Here is a 7,841-nt window from a genome sequence, read left to right on the forward strand (position 1 = left end):
AGTAGAGCTTGAGCATCGACGATTAACGAGGCCAGTTCCTAACCCCGTTAATCGTCGATGCTCAAGCTCTACTACAAGCTTTAATTATAACTATTCAACCGGACATGATATTACTTACAAGGAACAAGATAGAGGTGCAACTAAAATTCTTTATTATCCTTGCTTAATTGCTGAAATTTTGTCTCCTGATACTGAAGCAATTGAACGCGGTAAAAAGTTTCAAAATTATCGTCGTCTTTCTACTTTGAAAAAATATCTTTTGATTAATGCACAAAAGATGATAGTTGAATGTTTTCGACTTAATCAAAATGGCATTTTGGAACTTTCTAATTATGGGGAACAAGGATGAGGTAAATTTAACTTCTGTAGAGCTGAGTTTTCCAATTGAGGTACTTTATGAAGATGTGGTTTTGGAGGAATAGTCTAGTAGGTTGGGTGAAGCGATCGCGCAACCCAACAGATACCTATGGTTTTCACCTAACAAGTGGGAAATATCTATTGTTGTTGGGTTTCGGTCCCTCAACCCAACCTACCAGCGCGTCCAGACTAAAATTGTGGGTAAAATCTCCCCCCTCTCCTTGCAGGAGAGGGGTTGGGGGAGAGGTCTTCATTGACTCGCTCTTTACCCACATTTTAAAGCTAGACGAGGTACTACATTCTGACCACCTAGTGTGATAATCCAATACACCTATCTATGCAAATCTATGATTATCTCTAGATAGCTTGTTCTATTCCTGTTTCTACCTGGTAACGTCGGCGTTATCCAATCCACAGGCTGTCACGGTCGTTTGCTTCGCAACGCTGGCGCGAAACGCGTTAGCGGAGCTCTCACTGACCGCCATAGCTAGATTTAAACTAGCATTTAAGTCTCGATTTATAGCCAACAGTTACAACCCCCACCTCCTCATCTCCCCATCTTCCCCCTCTCTTTTTAAATAGATCCCAAATGGGTTCTATATCAGAGGATGGTCGGCTAGGCTGAAACGAGGAGCCATCAGTTGGAGTCGTAGGGCAAACGCATCTTATTTTAAAGTTCTGACAGGGCAAGGATGTCAGGCTTCTGAGTATTTATACTCATTTTCGAGCAAATATTCTCTTAGCTCATAGCCATGCAATTCACCTTGCTGATATTCAACTCCTGATATTTCAGGGCTTTGCATTAACTGAGTGTCAAACCTCACTATTTCTTGAGATAATTCAGTTATAGGACAATATTTAATCAATTGCTCTGGTTGGAGTCGGACTTGGGTAAATCTTGACAACGATTACATTCATAATTCCCTAAGAAACGACCGTATGTGTTGCTGTTAGAATCGCCGCCAGCACAGACACTCGACAGCTCCTCGATGGACAGCTCCTTGAGGGTGTTGGCCGAGATTTGGACATTTGCGATTTGGTTTTTGTTAGTTTTGGAATTGTCTAGAGATTTTTTCATTGTTTTTTGCTAGTTTTGTATAAGTTGGTTAATTTTAGTTAAGAACATGGTTATAGAGGGTTTGTTTGACATCTCCAGGGGTTGAAACACCCTGGATTCCGTGGTTTACCCACCGCTTAGGGGATAAATCCACATTTCCTTACAGCCTGAAGGGCAGACTTCTAAACTCCTCGGCATACACCAAAATCTAGCTGTGAGCTTACTTTTTTTTAGCTTTCACGAGTGGTTTTACTCACGCTGGTTGGAGCAATCTTCTCGCTGCTTTAGCTGCCTGCTTGCTTTTCCTGCGGAATGCTGCGCAAACAGCCGTCGTAAAAAATTAATTCCCCTTATACTGTCCACCGGAATTTCACTGCACTAGCGGTCTTGTCATGGCGACAAACCTTGTTCTTACTTGCTATCTCTAGTATAGCAAGTAAAGCAGAGTATAGCAAGTAAAGCAGATTTTTACTGCGCTTTATTACCCGCGTGTCGTTATTCAACCAGCCGTTAAAACAGGCTGGCTAACTTCCTCCCGTTATTTTTTTAGGTTTGTGTTCAGAAAACTTTGTTGCGCATGGGACGACAATGTGGAATTCCTCAACCTCGGTTCCGGGATTAGGGGTTTTCTCCTGCCTATTTCAGGGAATCTGCTTGACTACTCCCCGGAGGTTAGTCACGGGGATTCTAAGCAGATACTACGCAACAGGATAAATCCATGTTGCTTCGTTTCTTCTTAGCTGACCAAAGATACACTCTCTGGGGACAAGTCAAAGTGCCCCTACACAGTCTGCTGTAGACAGGTGCTCGTTGGAGAAGGAGTACATCATTCCTGCCGATGAGCCGTTCCCGTCTTACCATCGTCAACAAAACAACCTGCCCAAAGCTAAGAAGCAATTCCCGAGTTTGGGCCAGGTGCATTCTCAGGTGTTGCAGACTACTATTCGTAGACTGCACGACACCAGGGAAGCTTTTCAGAAGCGGGGTCATGGATTTCCGCGCTTCAAAAAGTTTGGTCAATTCAAGTCTTTTGTGTTTCCTCAGTTCAAAGGAAACATTATTTCATTTCTTCTTTTCCCCTTGAAAGGGGAGGCTAATAAAGCTGAATTATTTAATTAATAATTAATAATTGTTAATTATTCGGTAATACTCTTACCTGAAAAACTTTTCTACATTTTATTGAGTAGGAATGTTGCATGCACTACGGACGTTGGATGCAACGTCCCTACAGTTATATTGGTTTACTCAGTCATTACTCTCCGTGCCAATCTTTCCGAGTCAAATTATGAGATTGCTTCGGCTGAAAATCTGCTTTTCCCAGAAGATTAACTTATTCTATTATCGCCTCGCAATGACAACATTAGACAGTTGAATAATTTTTGGTTGTCCTGCAACCGTAATGGTGAAGATATATATTTTTTAATTTCTTCCCATACTTCCCATACTTCCCAAACTTTTTCTACCATTACTATGCACCACCACCTAATTTTAAACATAACGCGTTAACTGCACCCGATAACGTTCTTTTTTTGTAATAGCAACCTCCCCTATTTCTAACCTCCCTTTTCCTCGAATTGCAATTAAATCTCCAGACTTAACTTGATAACTTGCCTGACTAATTTCTTTCCAATTAACTCTTACATCTCCCCCCTCAATAAAATCAACCATTTTACTACGAGACATTCCAAAACCTGCCGAAGCAACTGCATCTAATCTCATAGAAGCTTCCACAGTTGTTAACTCTTTCTTTTTCGGTTCTCTTATTCTTAAATCACTCAATTCTAGAGGTTTAATTTTAACAGGAACAGACCGAACCTGTTGGAAATTAATTTCTAAATATTCCACCAGTTCAGGAACAACTATTGCCTGAGCGCCACGTTCTCCCAAAACAATAATATCTCCCGTTTTTTCCCTAACAATTCCTGTACCTAACATCGAACCAAGAAAGTCTCGGTGAGTAGCAGTATCAAACAGAAAATTTCCCTCAATATTAATAGCTGTTAATTCCACACTCGAAGTATCAATAGGCAAATCTGAACGAGCGATCGCTAATCTTTTTCGTTCCGCTTGAGGATAACCACCCCAGGAAACTAATTCTACTTCTGTCAACTTTTGAAAAATTGCTTCCGACTCAAATATTTCTGGCGGTGATAAAAAATCACTCTGAGTAATTTCCCAAGTTCTGATAGCTTGTTCTGCTAGATCGATGATGCGAGTGATAGTTTCGCGATTTTCAATTCCTTTGAGAAGTTCTTCTTTTGGTAACATAATTTTTTTGCTGAATAAATTTATTTCACAGGAGTCAGGAGTCAGGAGTCAGGAGTCAGGAACAATGAGAGTGATAATTACAGCAGATTCGGTCGTATATGAGGTACAAATATTAATGTTTGCTAACACAAAACTTTCCTACGAAATACTCCGCAAACGCTAATATATGTCTGTAGTGCGGGCAAAATGCCCGCGACCGGATTTGATATAACCCGATTTCAAATAAGAAGGAATTAAGTAATCAGAACTTACGCAGGGACTCTATATATAGCAAGGGCGTTAGCGGAGCTTTGCGTTAGCAAATGCCATTCGCCCTTACCGAAAAACTTCCTTCTTCTTCCCTCCTGACTCCTGAGGACTGACTCCTGACTCCTAATTTGCAGTATATCCTTGAATATTTTCTGGTTTAAACTGATATAAAGTCCGAGTTGCTAGACGGATCAGAGCTTCTGAACCCTGAACAACAATCAAATACTTACCAGCATTAAGGCGGTTACGATAGGGAACAGCATCACCACCACCAAAAATCAAACCCACTCCACCACCAACAAAAGTTCCACCCATTGCACCAGAAATAGCCCCCAATATACCACCAATAAAATGATTACCAAATTCCCCTGCCCAGGCAAAAGTATTCAATCCCGTAATCAGACTAAAAGTAACACCAGCAGCAAAACCAAAAGGTGCAAGCCAAGTAACCATTTGTTTTGCTTGTTTACGGGCCTGCTCATTAGGATCGATTAGGCCATATTCATCAGCAGTTTTATAGCCCCGGCCCAATATTGCCACTTGCTTCATTGGCAAGTCTTGTTTTTCCAAAGCAGAATAGGCAGATTCAGCTTGAATGCGGTCTGATAATACAGCAACGAGATAATTCATAAAATTCGATCGAAGCAATCTAAAATATTTCTGACAATCAATAAAATTATAGGCCCATACTGGTACTCTGAAGGTAAGGTTAAGTCAGCAGTTAATGTTTTTGCTAAATAAACATTATTAATTACAATTTATAGTCTGGCAAAATCTCCTGCTGTTTGAAAAACTCAAAAATCAAACTGAAGCGAAAGTTTCAGTAGGTAAAACAGTCACATAATTCAATTATTCAACTAATTTCCTACTGAAGCGAAAGTTTCAGTAGGTAAAACAGTCACATAATTCAATTATTCAACTAATTTCCTATGCCAAAAGTTCTTGTATCCGATCCCATAGATAAAACTGGAATTGATATTATCTCCCAAGTAGCTCAGGTAGATGTCAAAACAGGTTTACCCGCAGAAGAACTTGTTAAGATTATACCAGAATATGATGCTTTAATGATTCGCTCTGGTACTAAAGTTACTAAAGAAATTATTGAAGCTGCTACTCAACTAAAAATTATTGGTCGTGCTGGAGTAGGGGTAGATAACGTAGATGTAACAGCAGCAACCCGCAAAGGTATTGTAGTCGTTAATTCCCCAGAAGGAAATACGATCGCTGCAGCAGAACACGCCCTTGCCATGATGTTATCTATGTCGCGCCACGTTGCAGAAGCCAACCAGTCAGTTGTTAGTGGCAAATGGGACCGTAAAAAGTTTATTGGGGTAGAGGTTTACAAAAAAACTCTCGGTGTTGTTGGTCTGGGTAAAATTGGTTCCCATGTAGCTAAGGTGGCGAAAGCTATGGGTATGAAAATTCTGGCCTACGATCCATTTATCTCTAAAGAAAGGGCAGACCAATTGGGTTGTAATTTGGTAGATATGGATTTATTGGTCCAAGAATCGGACTACATTACTCTCCATATACCCAAAACTGATGAAACTTATCATTCTATTAATGCTGAAACTTTCGCAAAAATGAAGCCCACAGCTCGTATTATTAATTGTGCTAGAGGTGGCATTATTGATGAAGTTGCTTTGGCAGAAGCTTTAAAAGAAGGCAAAATTGCTGGTGCTGCTATAGATGTGTATGAAAATGAACCTCTAGAAGCTGAGTCCCCACTACGAGAGCTAGGACAAAAAATTGTGATGACTCCTCACCTGGGAGCTTCTACTGCTGAAGCTCAGGTGAATGTGGCAATAGATGTTGCGGAACAGATTCGAGATGTGTTGTTGGGGTTACCTGCTAGATCGGCAGTGAATATCCCTGGTATGTATCCAGATACATTAGAAAAACTTAAGCCTTATTTGTTATTGGCTGAAACTCTTGGTAATTTAGTTAGTCAATTGGCAGGTGGACGAATTGATTTTCTGAATGTCCGTCTTCAAGGAGATTTGGCCACTGGGGATAGTAAACCAGTAGTAGTGGCAGCTCTCAAAGGTTTACTCTCTCAAGCTCTGCGAGAGCGTGTAAACTATGTAAATGCTTCAATTGAAGCTAAGGAAAGAGGTATTCGAGTAGTGGAAACTAAGGATGCTTCAGTCCGGGACTATACTGGTTCGTTAGAGTTGGAAGCAAAGGGTTCTCTGGGTGACCATATCGTTAGAGGTGCTTTACTTGGAGAAGATGAGATTCGGATTACTAATATTGATGGATTTCCAATTAATGTCCCCCCAAGTCCTTATATGTTATTGACTTTACACCGAGATATGCCCGGAATTATTGGTAAAATAGGTTCACTTTTGGGTAGTTTTAATGTGAATATTGCCAGTATGCAGGTGGGTCGTAAAATTGTTCGGGGTGATGCGGTGATGGTATTAAGTATTGATGACTTATTGCCGGAAGGAATTTTAACTGAAATTCTCAAAGAACCAGGAATTAGGGATGCTTATACAGTTGCTCTTTAATAGACATCTCTAGAAAATAGGGAGTAGGGAGTAGGGAGAAATAATTGATGATTCATGTACGATAATTGATTTTATTTTTGATTATTTGGATATGTCTAATAGGTAATAGGTCATTTCAGTTATCTCTTAGCCTCCTCCAGAGCAACTGCGTTAACAGTTAGCCTCCTCCGGAGGAGCTACGCTAACAGTACCTCTGCAATAAGGAGGCAAGAAAATACGGAATTCTCTTTTTTTTATCCCCTTAAAAGGGGAGGGTTTAGACCACGATTTTTCGGTTATAGGTTATAGGTAAGAGTAATATCTCAAAAAGCTGTTGTAGGTTATATACTCTATTATGAATTATGACAAAATTTACCGAATAATTAAGGTTTAAAGCCTCTCCTTTAAAGGAGAAAAAAAGCGGTCGTTTTGCTGGCGCACAACGCACGTTAACGGCAGTCGCCGACATGTTTGCGCAGCATTCCGAAGGAAAAAGTGCAGCTTACCGTAGGGTGGGATGGATGGGTTCCCTAACCATATCCAATAGACCAAGGGAAGAAAAAATTTTCACGCTCCGCGTCAATCCTCTTCTTTTCAAGGATAGATAATAATTAATAATTAATTATTAATTGTTGAACCTACGACCTACGACCTAACACCTAATCTAGAAAATAACAATGTAGAAAAGCTTAAATTTTTATGGCATATAACTGGTGGGAAATTAGAGTGTTGTGTCACCCAAGTCTCGAGGAAGTCATTGCTTGGCGTCTAGATACTTTTGGTTGCCGAGGTACTGCGAGTCAAGTCCAAGAGAATCATTGCTTGATCTGGGCCTATATACCAGAAGAACAAGCTCAAATGTTGGACTTGTCAGCTTTGGCCGTACACTTACGTCAGGATGCCCTATGTATGAATCTACCAACTCCAGTAGTGAATTGGGATTTAATTGAGGAAGAAGACTGGGCAAGTAGTTGGAAACAATATTGGCAACCTCAAGAAATTGGCGACTACTTTCTAATTCATCCTGCTTGGCTAGATTTACCAGAAAATTTAGATAGAATTATTCTTCGTTTAGACCCAGGAGCGGCTTTTGGTACAGGAACTCATCCTACTACGGAGTTATGTTTGGAGTCATTGGAAATGCGCTTGGGGTTGGAACCTAATCCAGAAGCTATTATTGCTGATATTGGTTGTGGTAGTGGTATTTTGTCCATTGGTGCAGCATTATTAGGGGTACGTCAGATATATGCAGTTGATATTGACCCACTAGCAATTAGATCCACTATTGGTAATCGGAAATTAAATGATATAACGGCTGAAAAATTAATTGTTGAACATGGGGATATTGAGCATTTAATTAAGTTAGCTTCTGGTCCGGTAGATGGTATAGTTTGTAATATTTTAGCTGAAGTAATTAT

8 protein-coding genes and 1 pseudogene are annotated in these 7,841 nt (G+C 40.2%); 5 read left to right on the forward strand and 4 right to left on the reverse strand.

The window, feature by feature from the left end; translation table 11 throughout:
• Positions 1-349: Uma2 family endonuclease (locus D5R40_RS28160; protein ID WP_240041672.1), on the forward strand; the 349-nt coding region annotated here is incomplete at its 5' end.
• Positions 350-1,079: 730 nt separating this feature from the next.
• On the opposite strand, the pseudogene D5R40_RS28165 reads toward D5R40_RS28160, so the two are convergent.
• A pseudogene (locus tag D5R40_RS28165) lies at positions 1,080-1,226 on the reverse strand (RRXRR domain-containing protein); the annotation flags it as partial.
• A gap of 998 nt (positions 1,227-2,224) precedes the next feature.
• On the opposite strand from D5R40_RS28165, the gene D5R40_RS28170 reads away from it, so the two are divergent.
• On the forward strand, positions 2,225-2,533 hold the full coding sequence (locus D5R40_RS28170) for a hypothetical protein (protein WP_445974452.1): 309 nt from the start codon (positions 2,225-2,227) through the stop codon (positions 2,531-2,533).
• Positions 2,534-2,739: 206 nt separating this feature from the next.
• Here D5R40_RS28170 and D5R40_RS36280 read toward each other — a convergent pair whose 3' ends face one another.
• Together D5R40_RS36280 and D5R40_RS28175 are read right to left on the reverse strand one after the other, a co-directional pair.
• Positions 2,740-2,910 (reverse strand): hypothetical protein, encoded by a 171-nt coding sequence (locus D5R40_RS36280; protein WP_161565088.1) that lies wholly within the window; start codon positions 2,908-2,910, stop codon positions 2,740-2,742.
• Entirely contained in the window at positions 2,903-3,682 is a 780-nt protein-coding gene (locus D5R40_RS28175; RefSeq protein ID WP_124155541.1) for a photosystem II electron transport protein, Sll1252 family, read from the reverse strand. Before D5R40_RS28175 ends, D5R40_RS36280 begins: the two co-directional genes overlap by 8 nt.
• 7 nt (positions 3,683-3,689) lie before the next feature.
• On the opposite strand from D5R40_RS28175, the gene D5R40_RS36285 reads away from it, so the two are divergent.
• Positions 3,690-3,845, forward strand: a complete 156-nt coding sequence (locus tag D5R40_RS36285) for a hypothetical protein (RefSeq protein WP_161564317.1) — start codon at positions 3,690-3,692, stop codon at positions 3,843-3,845.
• A gap of 209 nt (positions 3,846-4,054) precedes the next feature.
• Here D5R40_RS36285 and D5R40_RS28180 read toward each other — a convergent pair whose 3' ends face one another.
• On the reverse strand, positions 4,055-4,561 hold the full coding sequence (locus D5R40_RS28180; RefSeq protein WP_124143122.1) for a hypothetical protein: 507 nt from the start codon (positions 4,559-4,561) through the stop codon (positions 4,055-4,057).
• A gap of 299 nt (positions 4,562-4,860) precedes the next feature.
• On the opposite strand from D5R40_RS28180, the gene serA reads away from it, so the two are divergent.
• Both serA and prmA read left to right on the forward strand, forming a co-directional pair.
• Positions 4,861-6,444 carry a phosphoglycerate dehydrogenase gene (gene serA / locus D5R40_RS28185; RefSeq protein ID WP_124143123.1) on the forward strand — a complete coding sequence of 528 codons (1,584 nt, stop codon included), beginning with the start codon at positions 4,861-4,863 and terminating at the stop codon, positions 6,442-6,444.
• Positions 6,445-7,122: 678 nt separating this feature from the next.
• A partial coding sequence (gene prmA, locus D5R40_RS28190; protein WP_124155542.1) for a 50S ribosomal protein L11 methyltransferase occupies positions 7,123-7,841 on the forward strand: 719 nt, incomplete at its 3' end.

This window comes from Okeania hirsuta (assembly GCF_003838195.1).
GTDB lineage: Bacteria > Cyanobacteriota > Cyanobacteriia > Cyanobacteriales > Microcoleaceae > Okeania > Okeania hirsuta.

Coding starts and splice junctions, on each gene's coding strand:
- D5R40_RS36280 (WP_161565088.1), bottom strand. CDS start 2,910: ATGTTTAAAATTAGGTGGTGGTGCATAGTAATGGTAGAAAAAGTTTGG.
- D5R40_RS28175 (WP_124155541.1), bottom strand. CDS start 3,682: ATGTTACCAAAAGAAGAACTTCTCAAAGGAATTGAAAATCGCGAAACT.
- D5R40_RS28180 (WP_124143122.1), bottom strand. CDS start 4,561: ATGAATTATCTCGTTGCTGTATTATCAGACCGCATTCAAGCTGAATCT.
- serA (WP_124143123.1), top strand. CDS start 4,861: ATGCCAAAAGTTCTTGTATCCGATCCCATAGATAAAACTGGAATTGAT.